24 protein-coding genes and 1 pseudogene are annotated in these 22,083 nt (G+C 61.8%); 8 read left to right on the top strand and 17 right to left on the bottom strand.

Features of this window, described 5'->3' with window-relative positions; all coding sequences use genetic code 11:
• Nucleotides 1-283 precede the first annotated feature (283 nt).
• The 7 genes from ACCAA_RS22785 (at nucleotide 284) to ACCAA_RS18070 (ending at nucleotide 6,356) form a co-directional block, all read left to right on the top strand.
• Nucleotides 284-505, top strand: a complete 222-nt coding sequence (locus tag ACCAA_RS22785) for a winged helix-turn-helix domain-containing protein (protein WP_425394499.1) — start codon at nucleotides 284-286, stop codon at nucleotides 503-505.
• Between the two features lie 203 nt (nucleotides 506-708).
• Complete coding sequence (locus tag ACCAA_RS18095; RefSeq protein WP_186408650.1) at nucleotides 709-1,047, top strand: hypothetical protein; 339 nt, start codon at nucleotides 709-711, stop codon at nucleotides 1,045-1,047.
• Nucleotides 1,048-1,202: 155 nt separating this feature from the next.
• The gene (locus ACCAA_RS22240) at nucleotides 1,203-1,640 is read left to right on the top strand and encodes a c-type cytochrome (RefSeq protein ID WP_245754662.1); all 438 of its coding nucleotides are present in this window, start codon (nucleotides 1,203-1,205) and stop codon (nucleotides 1,638-1,640) included.
• Nucleotides 1,641-1,954: 314 nt separating this feature from the next.
• The gene (locus ACCAA_RS18085; protein WP_186408649.1) at nucleotides 1,955-3,784 is read left to right on the top strand and encodes a copper resistance system multicopper oxidase; all 1,830 of its coding nucleotides are present in this window, start codon (nucleotides 1,955-1,957) and stop codon (nucleotides 3,782-3,784) included.
• The gene (locus ACCAA_RS18080; protein WP_186408648.1) at nucleotides 3,781-4,827 is read left to right on the top strand and encodes a copper resistance protein B; all 1,047 of its coding nucleotides are present in this window, start codon (nucleotides 3,781-3,783) and stop codon (nucleotides 4,825-4,827) included. The genes ACCAA_RS18085 and ACCAA_RS18080 overlap by 4 nt, the downstream gene beginning before the upstream one ends.
• A 286-nt stretch (nucleotides 4,828-5,113) precedes the next feature.
• The gene (locus ACCAA_RS18075) at nucleotides 5,114-5,611 is read left to right on the top strand and encodes a cytochrome C-like protein (RefSeq protein ID WP_245754661.1); all 498 of its coding nucleotides are present in this window, start codon (nucleotides 5,114-5,116) and stop codon (nucleotides 5,609-5,611) included.
• A gap of 190 nt (nucleotides 5,612-5,801) precedes the next feature.
• The gene (locus tag ACCAA_RS18070) at nucleotides 5,802-6,356 is read left to right on the top strand and encodes a carboxymuconolactone decarboxylase family protein (RefSeq protein WP_186408647.1); all 555 of its coding nucleotides are present in this window, start codon (nucleotides 5,802-5,804) and stop codon (nucleotides 6,354-6,356) included.
• Between the two features lie 317 nt (nucleotides 6,357-6,673).
• Here the strand turns inward: ACCAA_RS18070 and ACCAA_RS18065 are convergent, their stop codons facing one another.
• The 17 genes and pseudogenes from ACCAA_RS18065 to ACCAA_RS17985 all read right to left on the bottom strand — a co-directional run bounded on the left by ACCAA_RS18065 (nucleotide 6,674) and on the right by ACCAA_RS17985 (nucleotide 20,531).
• Complete coding sequence (locus tag ACCAA_RS18065) at nucleotides 6,674-6,859, bottom strand: YHS domain-containing protein (protein ID WP_342674070.1); 186 nt, start codon at nucleotides 6,857-6,859, stop codon at nucleotides 6,674-6,676.
• A 68-nt stretch (nucleotides 6,860-6,927) separates the two neighbouring features.
• Nucleotides 6,928-7,584 (bottom strand): methyltransferase family protein, encoded by a 657-nt coding sequence (locus tag ACCAA_RS18060; RefSeq protein ID WP_186408645.1) that lies wholly within the window; start codon nucleotides 7,582-7,584, stop codon nucleotides 6,928-6,930.
• A gap of 105 nt (nucleotides 7,585-7,689) precedes the next feature.
• Nucleotides 7,690-9,777 carry a copper-translocating P-type ATPase gene (locus tag ACCAA_RS18055; protein ID WP_186408644.1) on the bottom strand — a complete coding sequence of 696 codons (2,088 nt, stop codon included), beginning with the start codon at nucleotides 9,775-9,777 and terminating at the stop codon, nucleotides 7,690-7,692.
• Nucleotides 9,778-10,092: 315 nt separating this feature from the next.
• Nucleotides 10,093-10,473, bottom strand: a complete 381-nt coding sequence (locus ACCAA_RS18050; protein ID WP_245754660.1) for a disulfide isomerase DsbC N-terminal domain-containing protein — start codon at nucleotides 10,471-10,473, stop codon at nucleotides 10,093-10,095.
• Nucleotides 10,463-10,672 (bottom strand): hypothetical protein, encoded by a 210-nt coding sequence (locus tag ACCAA_RS18045; RefSeq protein ID WP_186408643.1) that lies wholly within the window; start codon nucleotides 10,670-10,672, stop codon nucleotides 10,463-10,465. Before ACCAA_RS18045 ends, ACCAA_RS18050 begins: the two co-directional genes overlap by 11 nt.
• Before the next feature lie 94 nt (nucleotides 10,673-10,766).
• A complete protein-coding gene (locus ACCAA_RS18040) occupies nucleotides 10,767-10,952 on the bottom strand; it encodes a YHS domain-containing protein (RefSeq protein WP_186408642.1) in 186 nt (61 codons plus the stop codon).
• A gap of 98 nt (nucleotides 10,953-11,050) precedes the next feature.
• The gene (locus ACCAA_RS18035) at nucleotides 11,051-12,154 is read right to left on the bottom strand and encodes an NAD(P)/FAD-dependent oxidoreductase (protein WP_245754659.1); all 1,104 of its coding nucleotides are present in this window, start codon (nucleotides 12,152-12,154) and stop codon (nucleotides 11,051-11,053) included.
• Between the two features lie 59 nt (nucleotides 12,155-12,213).
• Nucleotides 12,214-12,351 carry a hypothetical protein gene (locus ACCAA_RS18030; RefSeq protein ID WP_186408640.1) on the bottom strand — a complete coding sequence of 46 codons (138 nt, stop codon included), beginning with the start codon at nucleotides 12,349-12,351 and terminating at the stop codon, nucleotides 12,214-12,216.
• A gap of 94 nt (nucleotides 12,352-12,445) precedes the next feature.
• Entirely contained in the window at nucleotides 12,446-12,934 is a 489-nt protein-coding gene (locus ACCAA_RS18025; protein ID WP_186408639.1) for a YHS domain-containing protein, read from the bottom strand.
• 16 nt (nucleotides 12,935-12,950) lie between these two features.
• Nucleotides 12,951-15,371 (bottom strand): heavy metal translocating P-type ATPase, encoded by a 2,421-nt coding sequence (locus ACCAA_RS18020; RefSeq protein ID WP_186408638.1) that lies wholly within the window; start codon nucleotides 15,369-15,371, stop codon nucleotides 12,951-12,953.
• A gap of 70 nt (nucleotides 15,372-15,441) precedes the next feature.
• Nucleotides 15,442-16,431, bottom strand: a complete 990-nt coding sequence (locus tag ACCAA_RS18015; RefSeq protein WP_245754658.1) for a YncE family protein — start codon at nucleotides 16,429-16,431, stop codon at nucleotides 15,442-15,444.
• Nucleotides 16,432-16,508: 77 nt separating this feature from the next.
• Entirely contained in the window at nucleotides 16,509-16,856 is a 348-nt protein-coding gene (locus tag ACCAA_RS18010) for a c-type cytochrome (protein WP_186408637.1), read from the bottom strand.
• A gap of 47 nt (nucleotides 16,857-16,903) precedes the next feature.
• Nucleotides 16,904-17,353 (bottom strand): annotated as a pseudogene (locus ACCAA_RS18005) (isoprenylcysteine carboxylmethyltransferase family protein); the annotation flags it as partial.
• Nucleotides 17,350-17,613, bottom strand: coding sequence for a DUF2933 domain-containing protein (locus ACCAA_RS18000; protein WP_186408636.1), 264 nt, complete (start codon nucleotides 17,611-17,613; stop codon nucleotides 17,350-17,352). The pseudogene ACCAA_RS18005 and the gene ACCAA_RS18000, both read right to left, overlap by 4 nt.
• 80 nt (nucleotides 17,614-17,693) lie before the next feature.
• The gene (locus ACCAA_RS17995) at nucleotides 17,694-18,122 is read right to left on the bottom strand and encodes a MerR family DNA-binding protein (protein WP_186408635.1); all 429 of its coding nucleotides are present in this window, start codon (nucleotides 18,120-18,122) and stop codon (nucleotides 17,694-17,696) included.
• A 322-nt stretch (nucleotides 18,123-18,444) separates the two neighbouring features.
• Nucleotides 18,445-19,854 carry a heavy metal sensor histidine kinase gene (locus ACCAA_RS17990; RefSeq protein ID WP_186408718.1) on the bottom strand — a complete coding sequence of 470 codons (1,410 nt, stop codon included), beginning with the start codon at nucleotides 19,852-19,854 and terminating at the stop codon, nucleotides 18,445-18,447.
• The gene (locus ACCAA_RS17985; RefSeq protein WP_186408634.1) at nucleotides 19,851-20,531 is read right to left on the bottom strand and encodes a heavy metal response regulator transcription factor; all 681 of its coding nucleotides are present in this window, start codon (nucleotides 20,529-20,531) and stop codon (nucleotides 19,851-19,853) included. Before ACCAA_RS17985 ends, ACCAA_RS17990 begins: the two co-directional genes overlap by 4 nt.
• 220 nt (nucleotides 20,532-20,751) lie before the next feature.
• Here ACCAA_RS17985 and ACCAA_RS17980 point away from each other — a divergent pair, with 220 nt between their 5' ends.
• Complete coding sequence (locus tag ACCAA_RS17980) at nucleotides 20,752-21,912, top strand: c-type cytochrome (protein ID WP_186408633.1); 1,161 nt, start codon at nucleotides 20,752-20,754, stop codon at nucleotides 21,910-21,912.
• The last annotated feature ends 171 nt before the right edge of the window (nucleotides 21,913-22,083 follow it).

The following is a 22,083-nucleotide window of genomic DNA, read 5'->3' as shown; positions in this document are numbered from 1 at the left end:
GGCAAGTGAAGTTCAGACGAGAGGTAGCCAGTGTGCTAAATCGAAAATAAAAATGGTGTAAACATTTGCCCCTGCCGGCAGGGAGCGCTTTTCTTGAGAGAGTGCCACCGAATGCAGCGAGATCGGTTCTCCAGACGACCGACCCGCCTTTTGTCATTGTCGTCGTCTATCTGACCAAGCCCTTTGGGACCGCTGAGTGGCGGCTCTGTGTCGTTTCGTGTAGAAACGGCAGCCAGCCGCCCTCGGACGCCACGCCTGCGCGCGAACCCCAAGCAGCGGGGTGGTGAGCGTTGTGCGCAATGGCAACCCGATCCACCTGACACCGATCGAATACCGGCTGCTCAGCGATCTGATCGCCAATCCCGATTGCGTGCTGACCCGTCGCCAACTGCTGAAAAACGTCTGGGGCCCGGCGCACGTCGAAGACCGAGTTCGCGCCGGAACGTGGAATGTATGGCGGAAGCGGTGGCCAACAGCCATTACCAAGCGCTGCATCACATGTTGAGCGAGTCAAACCGGGATCGGCGCGGCGTGCGTCGGCAGCCGGTCGTCGATGCCAACGCCCATTTACCGTGGGGCGTGACCAAACAAGAACGCAGATGACAAAAATGTAATTCCTGTGTCAGGTCGTTGTCGGTATCGATCGTCAATACTCGTGGATGTGGTGTATTGCCACAGACGAGCCGCTAACCAATCAGAGGAATAGCCATGAAAACCCTGTCCCGCAAGATCCTGATGATCACCTTGGTCACTGCGCTGAGCGCACCAGTCGCCTTGCTGGCTGCCGAGAAAACGGCGCCGGCGAACCCGCCGCACGATCAGATGCAGGCCCGAATGCAGACCATGCAGGCGCGTATGCAAACCATGCAGAAGACTGAAGGCGAAGCTCGCATGCCGATGATGGCGGCACAGATGGACGACATGCAAGCGATGATGAAAGACTTCGGCGCTGGCTGCCCGATGGGCGGTGGCCAAGGCAACACGGGCATGCAGGGTAAGCAAGGGATGCCCATGACGCCCGGAGCGCATGGCAGTCAAGGGAAATAAGGCAAATGATTCACTGGCTGAAACGACTTCTGGCCAGCTTTCGTGATTGGCGGAAGGCCAATGCAGAAGCACATGCCAAGCCGGTACCACATTCGTGCTGCTCGGCAGCGCCGCCAGGCGCTGGCCGCCATCACGACCATGGGGGAAACGCATAAGTGAACCAGTCACCCAATCGCTCGCTGGCGATTTCCGCAAACCAGCGCAACACCCGCCTGCAGCTTTGTCTGCTCGCGCTGGTAATCGTCGCGTTGGCGATCAGCCTGCCGGTCGCGGCGCAAGACATTCAAGTACCGCAGCCGAGCCCCGGGCTGATGCCCAACCCGACGGCAGGCAAGGTCCTGTTCGAGAAGAACTGCGCTTCCTGCCACGGCGCTAAACTGCAAGGCAGCGACAAGGGGCCGCCGATGCTGAGCAAGATCTATGAACCCTCGCATCACGGCGACGCGGCTTTCCAGTTGGCCGTAAAAAGTGGCTCGCGGGCGCACCACTGGCAGTTCGGCGACATGCCGCCTGTTCCCGGCCTGACCCCGGACGACGTCGCGCAGATCACCGCCTATGTGCGGCTCGAGCAGCGCAAGGCCGGCATCCGATAAGGTCACCCTCAGTCGTTGAACCGGATCGGTCGGATGCGTCGGCAACTCGCACCGGCACGTTTTGGCTGCCTGCACCTCGTCAATCGACGTGTACCGGCACCAGGCACGCGATGGCCATGGGCGGCTTAAAGGTGACCCCGGCAGCGCCGACTGACCGGGCTCGAAAACCGACAGTTTTGTAATGATGTGTTCATCTTCCTGACAGTGCCGCGTCGCTATGCCATGCTCGCTCCAGTGCAGTTTTCCCGCCTGCAGAGTGATCCGTCGCACCGCGCCGCACGGCGACGCCATTTCCGCTTGGAGACCATTGAAAGATGACGAATCGTTTGCCGTTTTCGCTCGCCGTTCCACACCCGCCACGGCGGCGATTTGTGCAGGGCCTTGCGGCCGGTGGGGTGCTGGCGGGACTGTCGTCCTTCGTTGGCCGCGCTCTGGCGGCTGCCAGCCAGGGCTCGGCAGCCGCGATGCCGATACTGTCGGGAGCGAACATCAATCTGGTCATCGCCGAAACCGCGGTGAACTTCACCGGCACTCCACGCATGGCGACGACCATCAACGGCTCGATTCCCGCACCCACGCTGCGCCTGCGCGAGGGTGATGAGGTCACCATCCGGGTCACCAATCGCCTGCCCGTAGCGACCTCGATCCACTGGCATGGAATCATCCTGCCCTACCAGATGGACGGCGTGCCCGGCATCAGCTTCCCTGGCATCGCGCCTGGTGCAACCTTCACCTATCGGTTCCGGATCGAGCAGAGTGGTACCTACTGGTACCACTCGCACTCCGGCATGCAGGAGATTACCGGCATGTACGGCACGATCATCATCGAGCCGCGTGACGGCGAAAGGATCCGCGCCGATCGAGACCTGGTGGTGCAGTTGTCCGACTGGACCGCCCAGGACCCGATGCAGGTGTTCGCCAAGCTGAAGAGCAAGAGCGACTACTACAACTACAACCAGCCAACGGCAGTCGAGTTCTTCCGCGATGCCTCGCGCGAGGGTCTGCAGGCGGCGGTCGGCAAGCGCAAGATGTGGAACGAAATGCGCATGAGTCCGACCGACCTGGCCGACCTGTCGGCGGCGACGCTCACCTACCTGATGAATGGCACCACGCCGGCCGGCAACTGGACCGGCCTGTTCCGTCCCGGCGAGCGGCTACGCCTGCGCTTCGTCAACGGCGCCGGCAACACCTTCTACGACGTGCGCATCCCGGGCCTGAAAATGACCGTGGTTCAGGCGGATGGCGTCGATGTCGAGGCGGTAAGCGTCGACGAGTTCCGCTTCGGCCCGGGTGAAACCTACGACGTAATCGTCGAGCCGAAAGACGAGGCCTACACCATTTTCGCGCAATCGATGGACCGCAGCGGGTATGCCCGCGGGACGCTGGCCGTGCGTGAAGGCGTGAGTGCAAACGTGCCCGAAGTCGACGCTCCGGAGCGGCTGACGATGGCCGACATGATGGGCGCGATGGGCACCGGGATGACCAGCCGCGCCATGGGCGGCATGGATCATGCTGCCGCAGGTCAGATGAACCACGGTGCCATGGCCGGCATGAACCACGGCGAGATGGCCATGGATCACAGCCAGCACGGCATGCCCACGGGCGGCCTGGCGACTGCCAGCCAGACCGTGCGTCATGCCCGCACCGAGTACGGCCCGAGTACCGACATGCGCGTGGATATGCCGCGCACCAATCTCGACGACCCGGGTGTCGGCCTGCGCAACAGTGGCCGCAGGGTGCTCACTCTCGCCGACCTGTCGACCATCGGCGGCCCGCTAGACCCGCGCGGGGCAGAGCGCGAGATCGAGCTCCATCTGACCGGCAACATGGAGCGCTACGCCTGGTCGGTCGACGGCCTCGAGTTTGGCCAATCGACCCCGGTGCATTTCAACTACGGCGAACGCCTGCGGGTCATCCTGCACAACGACACGATGATGACCCACCCCATGCACTTGCACGGCATGTGGAGCGAACTCGAATCATCAGACGGGAAATTCCAGGCCCGGCGGCACACGATTCCAGTGCAGCCCGCCCAGCGTTTGAGCTTTCTCGTAACATCGAACGCGCTCGGTCGCTGGGCCTGGCACTGCCACCTTCTGTTCCACATGGACGCGGGCATGTTCCGCGAGGTGGTGGTGACATGAGCGCTTCAGTCAGAAGGGAGAAAACGCTGCAGCGATTCAGCGCGCTGGCCCTGGCCATTGCCTTGTCGGGAGCAGCCACCGCGTGGGCGCAATCGGTGCCAACGGCCGACGAACACGCGGGACATCATGGCGATCCGTCACCAGCGCCCGCCGCCGCACCCGCGACGCCAATGTCCGGAATGAATCACGGAACCATGGAGTCTGCCACCGTGCCCGATGCCGACAGCGGCAAGACGAAGACCCATCCGGCTGATGCTCCGGGCGGCATGGCAGGCATGGACCATGGTGACCTGCAGATGCAGGGCGGCAGGGCGCCCGCCGACGCCCGTGACCCGAACGCTTACTCCGACGGCTATACGCTCGACACGGGCAAGTATGCCCTCCCCGGGCCGGAGCGCTTGCGTCTCGCCGATGAACACAGCTTTGGCACGGTGCTCTTCGACCGCCTGGAGCGGGTGTATGGCGGCGATGGCAATGCCACCTCCTACGATGCGCGAGCCTGGTTCGGCCGCGACTACAATCGCCTGGTACTCAAGGCGGAGGGCAACTACGCCAACAGCAAGCTGGAGGAAGCGCGCAGCGAAGTGCTCTGGGGTCACGCCATCGCCAGCTACTGGGACACGCAGATCGGCGTGCGCTTTGATTCGGGAAAAGGACCCAACCGAACCTGGGCCGCCTTCGGCGTACAAGGACTCGCGCCGTACTGGTTCGAGCTGGACTTGACCGGCTACGTGGGCGATGAAGGACGCACGGCATGGCGCCTGAGTGCCGAGTACGAGCTGCTGCTCACGCAGCGCCTGGTTCTCCAGCCGCGCGTCGAAATCGACGCCTACGGCAAGGACGATACCGCCCGCGGCACCGGCAGCGGCCTCTCCGACGCGGTAGCTGGCTTGCGCCTGCGCTACGAGGTCTCCCGCCAGTTCGCGCCGTATGTGGGCGTCGAATGGACCAGCAAGTTCGGCCAGACAGCCGACTTGGCCCGCGCCGAGGGCACCCGAACAAGTGACACTCTGTGGGTTGCCGGCCTGCGCTTCTGGTTTTGACAAAGAACGCAGAGCTTGCTGCTAAAGAAGCTCAGGAAGCGCGGCTTTATCCCCACCGCCGCCTTGGCAGCCGTACCTGTTGCACGGACTGGTCGGTTACGAGGCGCCGGCACCCAGATCATTTCCTGAAGCGCTGTGCTGGTTGCCGTTGCCACCGGGATGCACTGGGCAAGTTCTCGCACTCGCCGGAAAGGACAGCAGCACGCGCTGGCCGATGCCAACCGAACGGCCAAATGACCTCAAGCCCAAGATCAACTCACAAGAAAGTGATAGAGCCAAGATCTCCATGAACACTGCGATCCCTGTTAGACGAGTGACATCCCTGCTGGGAGGGTTGTTGGCTATCCTTATTTCCGGTTGCGATATGGGGCCGGGGCATATGATGAGCAACTCCGTGGTCCCGGATCGCTATGCGAACAACGGTGAGCGTATCTACTTCACTGGCACCAGCGCATCCGGCGATGCGATCACCCGCAAGGGTGGAAATCTGCACATGCGCATGATGGGCGGCGGTTGCGCAACCTGCCACGGCTCTGACCGTCACGGCGCGCGGATGATGCCCAAATTTTGGGAGACGGCACCGCCCCTTAGCCGCGAGGCACTTTTCGGCGAACACCACGACGGCGATGGTCACGGGGGGCACGAACGGTACACCGATGACACCCTGCGACGCGCAGTCTTCCAGGGTGCCGACCCGGCCGGGAATCCCCTGGATGAGGACATGCCGCGCTGGTCGATGGGCAGTCGCGACTGGGAAGACCTGCTTGCCTACCTGCGCAGCTAAGGAAGGCTTGATCAACTGACGAATCGTGCGAGTAGCTCCGCGCCAAGGCGTCGAGCCGACCTCGGCTAGCTGGTCGAGCGGGCACTTCGTCGTCGGACCCGACCGCGCGAGCCGATGTCTCACGATCTACCGATGTCAACGACGCCGGAGTGATCCGAGTTTGCGCCAGCGGACACCTGGAGAAAAGTGTATGGCTTTTGTTGACTCATCCAAGGCCCATCGATTTCCCTGGTACGTCAGGCTGTTCTTCTGGAATCAGCGGCGCCGCTATGGCTCGGTGCTTGAACCGGCAAAGCTGTGGGGCCGCACGCCCAAGGTTTTCGCCGCGCTCGCCACGCTCTATGGCGCGCTCGACCGGCGGGCATCGCCGTTGGCGCCCGCCTTGCGATCGCTGGTCACCGTGCGGGTGTCGCAGATCAACTGGTGTGCGTTCTGCGTGGATATCAATTCTGCGACCGTGCTGAAACGCGGCGTGGATCCGGGGAAGCTTGCCGACCTCCCGGTTTTCGAGGACAGCACGAAGTTCTCGGAGCAGGAAAAAGCTGCGCTCGCCTATGCAGAGGCGATGACGTGGTCTGACCGACAGACAACACCGAAGCACTTCGCCCGCCTGCGCGTACATTTCGACGATGATGCCATCATCGAGCTAACCGCACTCGTGGCGTTCCAGAATATGTCGAGCAAATTCAATGCAGCACTTGGCGTGGAACCTCAGGGATTTTGCACAGTTTCGCCACGTTGGTGAAGAAGGCGTCCAGTTCAGACTGCACTTTGGACGTGTATCCACCGAGCAGGCAGGCGATCAGGCGGGGAAAACTGAGAATGCCTGTTCGGGATAAAGCCTTCTCCGTCAAACGCGACTAAATGAAAAAAGATTGAGAAAATAGGAGGTTAGAGAACGAGTCAACGACGTTGACATAAAAATCACAGCATATAAAACTTTACCTCTGTATCAATGGGATAGCTACTTTGCCGGGTACATCCCCAACGTTCAACCAGTTTGCCGGCCGCGCTGATGTATTTATGCTATTGGCGTGCTACGTTGAGAGCATTGCTAAAGACCTAGCTGCAGCAGCCACCAGACTTGTGCTTCGGTTTGGCGTCAGCCGGAGTGGAGAAGAACTTTGTCCGACAGCACTCGCCGCAGAAGTAGAACGTTTTCCCATCGCGTTCGGCGTGGACGGCCGTCGCTGGATCCACGGTCATTCCGCACACAGGGTCTCTGGTCACGGCTGTTGCTTCGTTCATGGTCATGTCTCTCCATTGTCAGTTGTGATTGACATTTCGACTTCGGTTTCCCGCGGTCTTGAGATATTTCAGGCAGGGGTATCGTCTCGCGCGGTGGTCATGGCGCCCCATTGCCCCCAGCGCGGGATGAACCCGGGCACGCGAAGCCGGTAGGCGAGGTATTCTTCACCGAACTGTTCCACCATCTTGCGCTCCTCACTTCGCGCCAGCAGGACATAGGCGACAATGATGACGGGGAAGAGCGCGACGGAGAAAATAGTCGGCCAATGGACGATACCTTCGCCAAAGATTGCGATGAAAAGCCCAGTGTATTGGGGGTGTCGCACCAATCCGTAGAGTCCGTCCGTTACGAGACGTTTCTCCTGGCGAGCACGATGGAGGACGCGCCACCCCGCCATGAAAATCCCCAGACCGGTGAACAGAATAAAGTACCCGAGGAGCATCGCGATCATCATGCCCATCTCACCGAAGCCCAGCAGCGTGGACCAAAGGCTGGCATTAAGATCGGTCTGATCGATGCCGAAGAACCGTATGAGCAGGTAGATGGTGAGCGGAAATCCGTACATCTCCGCATAGAGGGCGATGATGAAGGCCTGTATCACGCCGGCACTCGCCCACTCCCTCCATGTCTTGGGCGCGAGATAGCGGTAGAGAAACCACGAAGCCACGACGATCACGATCAGCGCGATGCCCCAGGCTCCGGAATGTTCAATGTGTTCGTTCATGGCGTGGTTTCCTTTTTGGTTCTTGCGGTCACTGTCTTTTGATTCCGATTTTCACGACGTCTCAGGCACATCGAAACCTCGTGTTCTCGTTCTTCAATAGCTTGGTCATTTTTTGGCTTTGGACTTAGGGCCGGCGTTGGCCTCGACTTTATCTTCAGGTTTAGGCTTCGCTTTGGCTTCATGCTCTGACCCGGCCTTCAGTCTCAGCAGCCGCGCGTTGATGGCCACGATCACCGTGCTTACCGCCATCAGCGCCGCCCCCAGGGCGGGTGTGAGCAATACACCCCAGGCGTAGAGCGCGCCGGCCGCCAGCGGAATGGCGACGACGTTGTAGCCAGTCGCCCAGACGAGGTTCTGAATCATCTTGCGATAGGTGGCGCGGGAAAGCTGGACAATGGCAACGACATCGAGCGGGTTGCTGCGCACCAGAATGATGTCCGCGGTTTCCACCGCCACATCGGAACCGGCGCCAATGGCGATGCCCACATCGGCCTGCGCCAGCGCCGGAGCGTCGTTCACGCCGTCGCCGGTCATGGCCACCAGCACGCCGCGGGATTGGACTTCCTTCACTTTGGCGGCCTTGTCCTGGGGCAGGACTTCGGCGAAGTATTCATCCAGTCCGAGCTGGTCCGATACCCATTTGGCCGTCGCCTTATTGTCGCCAGTGAGCATCATGCAGCGGATGTTTAGCGCCTTGAGGGCATCGATGGCCTGCTTCGCCTCGGGCCGGACGATGTCGGCCAGGGCGATTGCGCCTTTCAGCTTCCCGTCGGCGAGGACGAACACCACCGTCTTGCCCTGGGCCTGCAACGGCTGGACGCGCTCATCGCCATGATCGATGTTCTGCTCGCTCAAATAGCCCGGGCTGACCACCTTGATCTCCTTGCCCTCGACCCTGCCTTCGGCGCCTTTGCCGGGGATGCTTTTGAAGTTTTCCACGGGTAGCTTGGTTTCCGAGGCATTGGCAATCGCCTTGGCGATCGGATGCTCGGAGTTGGCATCCACGGAAGCCGCGTATTTGCGCAGAGTGTCTTCGTTGATGTCATCGGCAAGTACCAGAGTGTCGGTCACGCCAAAGCGACCCTCGGTGAGCGTGCCGGTCTTGTCGAAAATGACCGCCTGCAGTTTTCTGGCGCTTTCGAACGCAGGGCGATTGCGAATGAGCAGCCCGTTGCCCGCGGCCAGGGCCGTAGACACCGCGACGACCAGGGGCACGGCGAGACCGAGCGCATGCGGGCAGGCGATCACCATCACGGTCACCGCGCGTTCGATGGCGAAAGCGATTTCCTGGTCCATGAATACCAGCCAGATGAGGAAGGTAATCGCACCGCCGCCCAGCGCTATGATGGTGAGCCACATGGCAGCGGTATCGGCGAGTTTCTGGGTTTTCGACTTGCTTTCCTGAGCCTGCTTCACCAGGTCGATGACCTGCGACAGAAAGGAATCCTTGCCAGTGCCTTTGACCTCGATGGTGAGCGCCCCTTCGCCGTTGATCGAGCCACCAATGACCTTGCCGCCGGCCTTCCTCATGACTGGAGTCGATTCTCCGGTAAGCATCGCTTCATTGACCGAACTCTCGCCCTTGACGACAACACCGTCGGCGGGGATCTTCTCGCCCGGTTTGATCAGAACTTTGTCATCCACCGCCAGTTCGCCCAAGGGCACGTCTTTCACGCTGCCGTCGGGCATGAGTTTGTGCGCGTCGGAGGGCATGAGTTTGGCCAGCGCCTCCAGCGCCTTGGACGCGCCCATCACCGAGTTCATCTCGATCCAGTGCCCCAGCAGCATGATGTCAACCAAGGTGGCCAGCTCCCAGAAGAACACTTTGCCGGTGAGGCCGAACACCACGGCACTGCTGTAGAGATAGGCGGTGCCGATAGCGACGGCGACCAAGGTCATCATTCCGGGCTTAAGGGATTTGATTTCCGCGAACAGTCCCTTGAGGAACGGCCAGCCGCCATACCAGAAGACCGCGGAAGAAAGACCGAACAGAACATAGACGTCGCCGGAGAAGCGGATGGTTTCGCGCAGGCCGACCAGCGATTGCAGCAGCGGCGAGAGGATGAGGATTGGCAGGGTCAGGACCAGCGAGATCCAGAAGCGCTGGCGAAAATCCGCCGCCATGTCAGCATGGTGGTTTTGATGGCCTTGGTGCTCTTTGTGCTCCTTGCCTGTGTGTCCGTGCTCGTTCATCAAGCGCCTCCGGCTATTTCGAGAACGATTTATCGAGGGCCTGTGAGGTGTACCTCGTCGTTCGTTGTGGTTCTGTAGGACATGGCAACGGTTCGGATTCACCTCGCCATACTCTTTGCCCGGTTTCAGCCATTCCGTGCGGGATCTCTTTCCGCAATCCCCAGACATGCCGGGTAATATACGGCGCTCACCGGATACTCCGCTTTTCGTCCAAGTCAGCCTGTACGTCAGCGCACATAAGAGACGAGTACCCGACCGGCAGTCCGGGAAGTCGTCACACGATGGCTTCTATCGGGACGTTCGGCGGTTCCGCACTTATAGTCCCCCATCGATGGCTGGGAACAACGCGGTGTTGGACTTCTCGATAGAATTCGGCGAGAGGATCGGATAGAGGAAAGTGCAGATGGTCACGTTTTTCATCGTCTTGCCGTCGATCAGCGAGCCGACGAGCAGCACCGAAACCTTCTCGTCGGTGTAGATGACCTCCCGGCCGTTGGCGTAGACCTCATAGAGCCCGAGATAGGGCGTCCTGGTAAGGCTGGTGACCGCAGCTCCGAGCTTGGCTTCAACCGCCTTCTTCAGGGCGGCCTCGTCGGCCAGTGTTGGCAGGCTGAATGCGGCGGCAAGGGCGAGCAGTACGAGTTTCTTGGAGATCTGTTTTCTCCGGCTTTGCTGGGTTGGCGTTTCAGAAAGCATCGATTGCGTAGCGCATCACTGCGTTTTCTGGCGCGAATCCAGAAAGCCGATAGAGCTGGATTGACAAGTCATATCGTTTCGCGCGTCGGCGATAAAGATCCCGGGTTTCCTCTCTGTTAAGCATCATCGCGGCTTCCAGCCAATCCGGCGCCCGGCAAGGTGGCACCAAACAGGCGCCGCCGCGGTCGAGAAAACGCAAGCGGCGGACACTCGGAAGGCAGATGACGCCCGTTGCACGTCGGCCCTGGCCCCTGAACAATCAGCTTGTACCGAGATCGCGCCGCCATCGAAACTCACTGCAGATAGCGCTCCGGATCGCGCTCGAACTCCGCCTGGCAGATCGGGCAACAAAGGAGGTATTCATTGCCTTTGTACTGAAGGGTGATGTGCGCCTTGTTGCGGTTGATGCGCTTGCCGCAGACTGGATCGCGGTCCTCGCGCTTTCTTTGTATTGCCTTGCTGTCGTCCCTGCTCATCATTTTCTCCTTGCGTTGCGTTGAAATAGGTCTCTGAAGTCGGCATGACTTGAGTCTTGTGGTGATGCTGCTGCATTCGGGTGTCGCGCGGTCGAGGTCGTTTAGCCGACGGCCAGCAAGCGCCGCTGCGCCCAGGGCAGCAGCAGGCGTCGCAGGTGCGACGGTCCATAGAGCCAGCGCAGAAACGTCGTGGTGTCGCTGATCGGCGCTTGTGCGCGCAGTAACCAGCGATAGCCATGGTTGCCGAGGTGGTCGTAGACCGCTCGATTCAACGCGGCAGTGTCGATCAGGCCCTTCATCTCTCGCCGCCACAGGTCGTCGTAGTCGGTGTTATGTTCCAGCATGCTGCGCGCCGCCATCACGCCCGACAGGATCGCGTATCGCATGCCGAAACCGGCGAACGCGTCCTGAAATCCTGCCTGCTCACCCGCCACCAGGTGGTGTCCACGGCGGGCTGTTGTCGGTACGAAGAAATTGCCCGCGCCACCGTGGAAGCGCGCATGCTGCATCTCGAAACCGAGCAGACGGCGGAAGCGGTCGACGGTGCGCTGGACGTAGGTTCTTTGCTCGGCAAAACCCTTGAACATGCAGCTCTTGACCGTGCCACGACCGCCCATCACCAGAAGATAGGCGTAGCCACCCGGCGCGAGGGCATCGTCGAGGACCAGCCAGAAGCCGTCTGCGAGGGATGTCTCGAAGTGGTAGCCGACCGCGATGACGCTGGCCGAACGCGGGCCGGTGGCCAGGATACCCGCGCCGGGCAATTGGTCCTTGCGGCTGCCGAAACGCAGCTCGACCCCCAGCGACAGGGCCTGATCGAGCAGCGCGCGGTCGAGGCTGCCGCGCCCCGGGCCGCGCTCCACGAGATAGCAGATCGGCGCCGAACTGCGCAGGGGGTAGCGGCGGTCCCAGGCATCGAAGCCGATACCGTGGGTGCAGGGCGCCATAACGAAATCGGTCGTGATTCCAGAACCGCGCAGAACTTCGAGCACGTCGCCCTTGCCAGACCAGTTCTCGAGGCCCTGAAGATCACGTTGGAAGCGATGGCCGACCTCGCGCTGCGCTTCATGCAGCACAACCTTCCTGCCGCCCCGCGCAAGCGTGATCGCGGCAGCCAGACCGGCGGGTCCGGCGCCCACGATCTCGATTGGCGCGAACTCCTGGTGCACTGTGGAAATCGTTCGGGAGGTTTCGTTCTCGGTCATTCGGGAGTCGTTTTCGTCAGGTAGCATTCGCATTTTCTGGTTGCCGAAGAGTGCCCGGTTCAGCGGCAGCCATGCCGGCGACCGGGTTCTGCCGGCTTTACCGCCTGCACACTCGGAAACTGGTCGGGCGACGCTTCAAAGCGATCACGGTTCTCGCGCGACTCGAAATAGACGGGGGTTCCGCGATAGATCGCCATGTGTTTCTCCTTTGCATTGCTGCGGATGGCAAATCCGATCTGGGACTATCCCGGTATTGTTGCCGCTGCCGTGGCCAGAGGATTGGATAAGTCGTCAGTGGCATCCTGCGGGTGGACTACCCTGTAGGTTGTTGATCTCACACTCTTCGGTGAAATGGATGAACCCGCGGCGCAACTTCTCTCCCCAGCCGTTGCCGAGATGTGCCCCGGCTTGATCGAGAGCCGCTTCAATTTGTGTAGCAGTAGCCTGCAGCAGATCGTAGGTCACCACTACTTCCGCGCCATTCACTGCCAAAGATTTGATGCCCATCATTGCGTGGATCTGTGCTTGCAGTTGCTTCGCCTGAGTCTCGTCGAGCGCCCCATCCACGACAAACCGTCGTTGCTTCAACACCACCAGCCCCTGTTTCTTCGGCGCGGGATGACCCGGTGTGCCGACATACAAGTGCGGATGGGCCTCGAAACGCTCGCGACATTGCGCTGAGCAGAACGCATAGTCTCTCCCCTGATAGCAGAAGCGGTAACTATCCGGCTCGACCATCATGTCGCACACCACGTCTTTTACTTTGGTTTCTGTTGGCATCGCTTTCTCCATCAAGTCAGATAGGGGTCCTGCGCAGCCGCAAGGCGTTGCTGATCACCGAGATCGATGAGAGACTCATCGCCGCGGCGGCAAAGATGGGTGAAACGAGAATGCCCAGGAAGGGATACAGGACACCCGCAGCTACCGGCACGCCGGCGGCGTTGTAGACCAGCGCGAAGAACAGGTTTTGCCTGATGTTGCGCATCGTCGCGCGCGCCAGGCGCCGTGCCCGCACGATACCGTTGAGGTCACCCTTCACCAGCGTGAACCCCGCGCTCTCGATGGCCACGTCGGCGCCGGTGCCCATGGCAATGCCGACGTCGGCTTGCGCCAGCGCCGGTGCATCGTTGACGCCATCGCCGGCCATCGCCACCTTGTGGCCTTTGGCCTGCAACTCCTTGATGATCCGCGCCTTGTCCGCGGGCAGTACGTCGGCGCGGATTTCATCGATGCCCAGGCGGCCGGCAACGGCACGCGCCGTGCGTTCGTTGTCGCCGGTCGCCATGATGATCGTCAGGCCCTCGGCGTGCAGCGCCTTGAGCGCTTCAAGCGTCGTCTCCTTGACGGGATCGGCGACGCTCACCAGGCCGGCGATTTCGCTGCCAATGAGGACGAACATCACTGTTTCGCCCTGGTCGCGACGGGCGTTTGCCGCCTCGACGAACTCACTGGACGCGCCGCCATCGAGGCCCAGTTCGGCGAGCAGCGCCGCATTGCCCAGGGCAACAGCCTGACCGTCAACCACGCCCTTGACGCCCTTGCCGGTGAGTGCCTCGAATTCTTCGGCGCTGGCCAGTTCGACGCCACGTTCTTCGGCGCCGCTGACGATCGCCTCGGCGAGCGGGTGTTCAGAGCCACGTTCCAGGCTCGCCGCGAGGCGCAGGACCTCGGCCTCTTCATGTCCGGCAGCGGGCAGCACCGCGACCAGCTTCGGCTTGCCCACCGTCAGCGTGCCGGTCTTGTCGACGATCAGCGTGTCGACCTTGGCGAAGCGCTCCAGGGCCTCGGCGTTCTTGATCAGGACGCCGGCCTGCGCGCCGCGCCCGGTCGCGGTCATGATCGACATCGGCGTCGCCAGGCCCAATGCGCAAGGGCAGGCGATGATCAGCACGGCCACGGCCGCTACCAGCCCATAGGAAAGCGCCGGCGCGGGTCCCCAGATCGCCCAGACGATGAACGCCAGGATGGCGATGCCGATCACGGCCGGAACGAACTTGCCGGCAACCGAGTCGGCGAGCTTCTGAATCGGCGCACGCGAGCGCTGCGCATTGGCCACCATGTCGACGATCTGGCTGAGCACCGTATCGCCTCCGACACGTTTCGCTTCCACAATCAGCGAGCCGGTGCCGTTGATCGTCGCGCCGGTCACCGGGTCGCCAGCGACCTTTTCCACGGGCACCGGCTCGCCCGAGATCATCGACTCGTCGATCGACGAACGGCCGTCGACCACCACGCCGTCTACCGGCACCTTGTCGCCCGGGCGCACGCGCACGCGGTCGCCGACAACGACTTCCTCGAGAAGTATTTCTTCCTCGCGCCCGTCGGCACGGATCACGCGCGCCGTCTTGGCGGCGAGATCGAGCAGCGCTCGGATCGCCGAGCCGGTGCGCGCGCGCGCGCCGAGTTCCATCACCTGACCGAGCAGAACCAGGACGACGATCACCGCGCCGGCCTCGAAATAGACGCCTACATGTCCCTGCGCGTCGCGGAAGCCATCCGGGAACACGCCAGGAAAGAGGACCGCGACGATGCTGAACAGATACGCCGAGCCGACACCCAGGCCGACCAGCGTGAACATGTTGAGGCTGCGGTTGACCACGGACTTGACGCCGCGAACGAAGAAAGGCCAGCCGGCCCACAGTACCACCGGCGTACCCAGGACCAGCTCGACCCATTGCGCCGTGCGCTCACCGAGCAAATCGCGGACGAAGCCCAGACCGAGGAAGGGCCCCATGGTCAACACCAGCAGGGGAACGGTCAGCACCGCACCGATCCATAGCCGGCGCCTGAAATCGACCAGTTCAGGATTGGCGCCTTCGTCGCCGGTCGGAACGCCCATCGGCTCCAGCGCCATGCCGCATTTCGGGCAATCCCCGGGTGCGTCGCGAACGATTTCCGGGTGCATCGGGCAGGTGTATTGCGTGCCGGCAGGTGCTGGAGGCGCTTGCTCCGCTTGCTTCTTGTGCGCGCCGGTCAGGTAGTGCGCCGGGTCCGCCGCAAACTTGTCGCGGCATTTCTGCGAGCAGAAGTGCCAAGTCGTCCTGTCGTACTCGAAGCTCGGCTTGCCCGCGCCAAGAGTGACAGACATGCCGCAGACCAGATCCTTTACCGTCGTGACGTCGGCTGCAGCATGGTCGTGGTGCAAGCCGTGCGTGGCGTGAGAATGTTCGGGCTGGTGATGATGGTCGTTCCCGCTCAACCGTGTTTTCGGGTCCATGGCTGTCCTTTCCAGGTAGTACTGCTAGCAGTTTTGACCTGTGTGTCGCTCACAGGTCAAGCGGTTTTTCTCAAGGCACGATTGCCAGCTGATGCCCTTCGCCGCCGGGAAGCTGGATGGTGTCCAGCAGTTTCAGCGAGGTTTGGTCTACGACCCAGATCTTCGCTTCCTTGCGGCTGGAAACGTAGAGCTTGCCGGTGCCGCGCACAGCACCCAGGTGATACGGCGCGGGTGCGAGCGGCAACACGTGGCGCTCGTCCGTCTGCGGATCGAGTGCCACCAGCTTGTCTTCGGAGATCAGGCTGACAAACAGCCAGCGGCCGTCGTCGCTGATGTCGAGCCCGTGCAGGCGCTTGCCCATCGCGTATTCGCGCTCGACTTTGCCGGTTTCCAGTGAAACCGCGCTGACCGCGCCGCTACGGGCGTTGGCCACGTAAAGCCGTTTGCCATCGGGTGCCAGCAGCATGTGCTCGGGCGAGGCCCCGGCCTCCAGGGTGCGCGTGACTTTCCAGTCCGCCGTATCGATCTCGCTGATCGTGCCGTTGCCACTGTTGCTGACGTAGACGCGCTTGCCATCGGGAGTCACCACCGCGTAGTTCGGCGCCGGCCCGGTGGCGACGGTGTGGACGACCTTGTTCTCGGTCAGATCAGCGACGCTGATGCCGCCACGCGTCGGATGTGTAGACAGCACATAGCGACCATCGGGTGTGATCGCCTGATGATGCGTCCACCCGGCCACCGGGATGGTCGACATGACGTGGCCGTGCGCGGGATGAATCACCGCCAGCTTGCTATTCGGCGTATCGATCGCGGCGCCCTGTGGCAAGGGTGTCTCGGACAGGCTGCCGGCGACCAGGTATTCACCATCCGGGGTGGCGACCAGGCCGTGCGGATTGTCGACGCCGTCGTAAGTGGCGGTGATGCGATTGCTCGCCGCGTCGACGGCGATGACCTTGTTGGCCGAGCCGAGCGGGATGTAGACGGTCAGGCCGGCCCAGGCCGGCTGCGCCGAGAGGGTCATGACCATGGCCGTTGCGGCCAGACTCAAGGTGAATTTCATGTTGATATCCTTTTTTGTGGGAGTAGATTTCGTCAGGCTTTGGTGCGTCTGGTCATAGCGTCCGAGCGCTCGTTTTGTCATCTGACGCCGAATTCCTGGCGCATGTAGCGCACGACCGCCCTGATGTCCTCGTCGCGCAAACCCGGGTTGCCGCCCCGCGGTGGCATCGCCATCGGTGACCCGGGGCTCTGAAAGCCTTCGGCGATACGCTTGACCAGTACCTCGTCAGCGACGGCCAGCGGGCCGTCCGTGGCAGTAAAATCGGGAACGCCAGGCAGCACGCCGCCGCCATCCGCACCATGGCAAGCGACGCAACTGGACTGGTAGGTCGATTCGCCAGTCGCCGTGGCTGCCCCGGCGACCTGGACCACTCCGGCCCCGACGACGCCCAGGCCTGCCAATACGAGCCTCGTGACGCGCGTCATGGACGTTCCTCGTTTTTCCAACTCACTGCTGCGGTCCCGGAAGCGACGGGCCAACGCGGCAGGAAGGCTGGCGTGCGCCGCGCGTAGGGTCCGGTCGCGGCCAAGGTGCCGCTCGCCTGCGCCGCGTAGAGCACGCGCCACGCTGCCCACAGCAGCCAGAAACCGCCTCCAATGAAGACCGTCGAGAGGAGATGGAACGGTCCGAAATGCGGGTTCGATCGCCAGCCGTACATCACTTCCAGCAAGTGACCGGCGTCGTGCCCGAGGAAATCAACGCCCGGAAACTGTTGCGTCAGCCATCCGTAGAGCAGGTAGATAGTCAGCGGGAATCCGTACATCTCGGTGAACAGTGCGACGATGAATGCCGAGAACATGCCCAGCGTTCGCCAGTCGCGCTTGCTGCGCGGCTCGAAAAAACTGAAGGCGAAGAAGATGAACACAGCAGAGTTGATCGCCACCAGCGACCACAGGCCGTAGGCAGGGGTCGAGTCGCTCATTTGTCATCGGCCTTGCTGGATGTGCCGTCGTCACTCCCGTGACCGCCGTGCATGAAAACGTGCATCAGCGGGCAAGCCAGCAGGAACAGCCAGGGCCACCAGGGGGGCAACCAGGCAAGCAGATGGGTGCGGTGCTCGACGGCGAGCAGAATCAGGGCGAACGCGGCGAAGCCGCCGAACACCCATTTGACGCGTCGGCTGGTCCTGTCGTCAGACGGGTCGCGAGGCGTTTCGTTCGCGGAATGGTCATGCGTATTCATGATTCAAGTTCATATCCATGTTTCGGTTACTGTTCAGTTTTTCGCAGATCGCAGCCTGGACCCCGCGAGCTACTGATAGGTCAAGCCTCGGTTGTGAGTTGGCACTCGTCGCCAGTCGCGTCGATCAACGCACAGGTGGCGTGACCGTCGGGTTCGCCGTTGGGCATTCCCGCCCACAGCGCCAGCGCCTGTTCCAGGCGCGCCTGCAGGGCCTGCAGCTCGGCCACTCGTTCGCGCGTTTCGGCGATGCGCCGCTGGACGATCTCTCTGACCACTGGGCACGGCGTTCGGCCGCGATCGGACATGCCGAGAATCTCGGCAATTTCGTCCAGATGGAAGCCGAGCCGCCTGGCGCGCAAGACAAAGCGCAGGCGAGTGACGTCGGCATCCTTGAAGCGACGGTAGCCGTTGTCGGCGTCGATGGCTGGAACCAGTAACCCGATACGCGAGTAATAGCGGACAGTATCCGGTGTGACGCCAACCAGAGTTGCGAGCGCGCTGACTTGCACGATATTTCTCCGGTTCAGAACCAACAATGAGCAGCCCCGCAAGGGGCGTGTTCAGGAACGAGAGTGGTCGCCAGAAGCGATCTGCCGTTGGTCAACGTCTGCTGTCTTGTACGTTCTGCGAACACCAGGTATTCGCACCTGTCCAGCATCTGTCTGACCAGCCGGTTTTCTCGTTTTGCAACATCCTTTACCTTTGCGTATGGTGCCAGTCGGGTCCCCACGAAGAGATGACCGCCGGATTACGATTCAGTCACCTTCGGTGGCATGCGCCGCCATGGGCACTTTTCAGCGAGCAGCAAATCCTCACGAAACGGCCGACTGCTCAAGCATTCGCGGGAGGTGCCGCGGAGGCCAGCGGCAGATGCAGCGTGAAGGTTGTTACGCCAGCGTCGGACGTCACGTCGATTCCACCGCCGTGCATCTCGACGATGCTGCGGGTGATAGCCAGCCCCAGTCCGGCGCCCTCTCCGTGACGGTGTCGCTCTGGGCTTGCGCGATGGAAGCGCTCGAAGATCTGCGACAGTTGATCGGCCGGAATCGTATCGCCGTGATTTCTCACTGCCAGCGTCGCCAAGCTGGCCTGGCGGGAGATGAAAATCTCGACCATGCTTCCTGAGAACGAGTGGCGAAGTCCATTCGACAACAGGTTGGAAAGCGCACGACGCATCATCAGGCGATCAACAGTGACCGTCGCCTCCCCGGCGACGACGATCTGCACACCCTTCTCTTCAGCCAGCGCTTCATAAAAGTCAGTCAGTGCCCGTGCTTCATCGGCCAAATCGACCGCTTCGGCCAAGCGCGGCAGATACGCGTTCTCTGCCTGGGCAAGAAACAGCATGTCGCTGACCATGCGTGCAATGCGCTCGTACTCTTCAAGGTTGGATGCGAGGACTTCCCGGTATTCGTCCGGACTCCGGGTATGTGACAGGGCGACCTCGGTTTGGGTCATCAGGTTCGAGACTGGCGTACGCAACTCGTGGGCCAGATCGGCAGAGAAATCGGACAAACGGCGAAACGATGATTCCAGTCGCCCCAGCATGCCGTTGAACGCGATCACCAGGTCGCGAACTTCGGTCGGTGCATCACGCTCGGCAAGGCGCTCGCCGAGACGTTCGGCTGACAAGCCGCGCGCGGTGGCCGTCATTCGGCGCAGCGGTGCAAGTCCGCTGTGTGCGGCGAACACAGCGAACAGCGCGGCGACGATCGCAGCAAGGAAGATGTCGATCCACAGGCGCTTGCGTACCTCTTCCAGGAAGCGCACCTGATGTGAAATATCGAGTCCGACCAGAGCCCTCAAGCGTGTCGGCCTGGACCAGAAATCGAGCGCCTCAACGCTGGTTTGCAGCCCGATGTATTGCTTGCCGCCTTTTTCCCATATCGTCGTAACATCCGGCGCTGCGTCATCGGCCAGCTGCAGTTCACCGAAGTGGTCCGGGCGAAAGGCATAGATAACCCTGCCCGCGGCGTTGCGTAATACCACCCCCAACATGTCGTGTCCGATGAAGGCATCGTCAAGGCGGCGTGACAGGGTTTCGGACAACTCCGCGCGATGCAGGAGGTTCTTGATGAGCGTCACCTTGCCAGTCAGTTCCTGATCGTCGAGCTCGCGAAGATGACCTTCGACGGCATGTCCCTGTACCAAAACGGCGACAACCAAGAGGAGGGCGGTGAGCAGAGCGAACAGCAGCGCCAGACGCGTGGTCAGTGACCTCGGCCACGGTCGCACGCTCAGCGAGACTCCGGAATTTCGAGCACGTAGCCCATCCCGCGCACGGTGCGGATCAGCTTCGGTTCGAAGGGCTCGTCAACTTTTACACGCAAGCGACGCACCGCGACGTCGATCACATTGGTGTCGCTGTCGAAGTTCATGTCCCACACTTGCGAGGCGATCAGCGAGCGCGGCAACACCTGACCCTGGCGGCGTAGCAGGAGCTCAAGCAGCGCGAATTCCTTGGCCGTGAGATCGATGCGTATGCCCGCGCGACTGACACGGCGGCGCAACAGATCCAGCTCCAGATCCGCGGCCCGCAGCATCTCGACCTCCTGTGATCGCCCACGCCTCAACAGCGTGCGGACGCGGGCAAGCAGCTCGGAAAAGGCAAAGGGCTTGACGAGGTAGTCGTCCGCACCTAGTTCCAGCCCGCGCACCCGGTCTTCCACGCCGTCGCGTGCGGTGAGGAAGAGTACCGGCATCTCGTGGCCGCTGCGGCGCACGGTCTTCAGCACCGCCCAGCCGTCCAGCGACGGCAGCATCACATCGAGCACGATCAGGTCGTAGTCACCGCTCAATGCCAGGTGCAGCCCATCGAGACCATCGCGTGCGAGATCGACAACGAAACCCGCCTCGAGCAAGCCTTTGTGCAAGTAATCGCCCGTCTTTGGCTCATCTTCGACAATCAGGATCTTCATGTGCGTTGCCCTCTGCCAAGTCCTTGTTCGAGATTGTGCCCGCTTGCGGCGCCGGTGGAACCTCATTACAAAAATGTAATTCCCATGTCAGCTTTCAGACGGGGTGACATGCGCATCATCGTGGACTACAGGCGTTTCCCGCTCTGCCGCAAGTCGTTTTGAGCTCGCCGTGCCTCGCGTGGCTGTTATCACTTTCAACGATCGAAGGATTGGACGCTCCATGAAGACATTTGCCTTGTCCGTCGTGCGCTGCCTTACTGCCTTGCTGTTTGTCGTCCCGCCCGCAGCCGTCGCTGCCCCGGACTTGGGTCGGATCTTCGCACTCGCGCCATCCAACGGTAGCGATGGCGTGCTGGCTGCAACCAGGGAGGGCCTCTACCTCGTGCAGCCGGATGGTCGGCTGACCTTGCGCGCCAAGCGCGATGGCGGTTTCCTCGCCCTCGCTATCGACCCGTCCGACGCGAACATGCTGTACGGAAGTGGCCAGTCGGGAGGACTGCTTCGATCAAATGACGGTGGCAACCATTGGCAACGACAGAGTCAGGCTGGGCCCGAAAGCTTCACCCTGCTGACGGTCAGTCCGATCGACGGGAAACGCTTGTACGCTGTCGCCGACGGTGTCTACCGCAGCAGCGACAGCGGTCGCACGTGGACGCGCAGCGGCGATGCACCTGACAAGCTGATGAACATCTCGGCGTCGCCAGGCGGTCTGTATGCGGGCACCGAGGGGGGCTTGCGCTTTTCGTCTGACGATGGTGCTTCCTGGCGACCGGCGTCGATGTTGCGTATTCCGGTGACCATGGTTAGCGCCGAGCCTGACGGAACCCTCTACAGTTTTCAGTTCGGGCAAGGCTTTCTCAAAGCACACGAGCCCGAATTGGCATGGACGCCGCTGGCCAACACCTTCGGCGGACAGGCGATCTTGGTCATGGCTCGAAACGGTAATCAACTGTTTGCCGCTACCCATATCGGCAAGCTCTTCGTCAGCGCAGACGACGGCCGCAGCTGGCAGGCGATCAGCCGGCCACGCGGACCGGAAAGCGCGGCGGAGAAGCGTGGCGAAAAGCTGTTCGCAGGCAATTGCCAGACCTGCCATGGCGCCGCTGGAATAGGTGAAGCGCCACAATTCGGCAAGAGCCTGCAGGGCCTTGCGCCCGCGCTCGACGACAGTGCACACGCCTGGCATCACAGCGATCAGCAGTTGCAGAACACCATCCTCAAGGGGAGTCCGGTACCGAACAGCCGGATGGTGGCTTTCGAGGGGCGCTTGAGCCCCAGCGATGCCGAAGACCTGGTCGCCTATATGAAGAGCCTCTGGAATGAGCGCGCCCTGCGTTGCCAGGGAGCAAAGCACATGAACCCAGGCTGTATGACGCATTGAGGGAAGCGAGCGATTCAGGAGCGCCAACGAAGCGAACGGCGTCCGGTGCCAGCGGCTGGCCGACGGCGCCTGGCCCTCCCAGACCCATGTCCGCTGGGTCAGATAGCCGGCCATGACCTCGCCCTTCTCGCCGTCACGGAACGGCAAACGTACCCCGACGCCCTCGCGACG

Source organism: Candidatus Accumulibacter aalborgensis (assembly GCF_900089955.1).
GTDB lineage: Bacteria > Pseudomonadota > Gammaproteobacteria > Burkholderiales > Rhodocyclaceae > Accumulibacter > Accumulibacter aalborgensis.
This window is presented reverse-complemented; position numbering and strand designations above follow the sequence as displayed.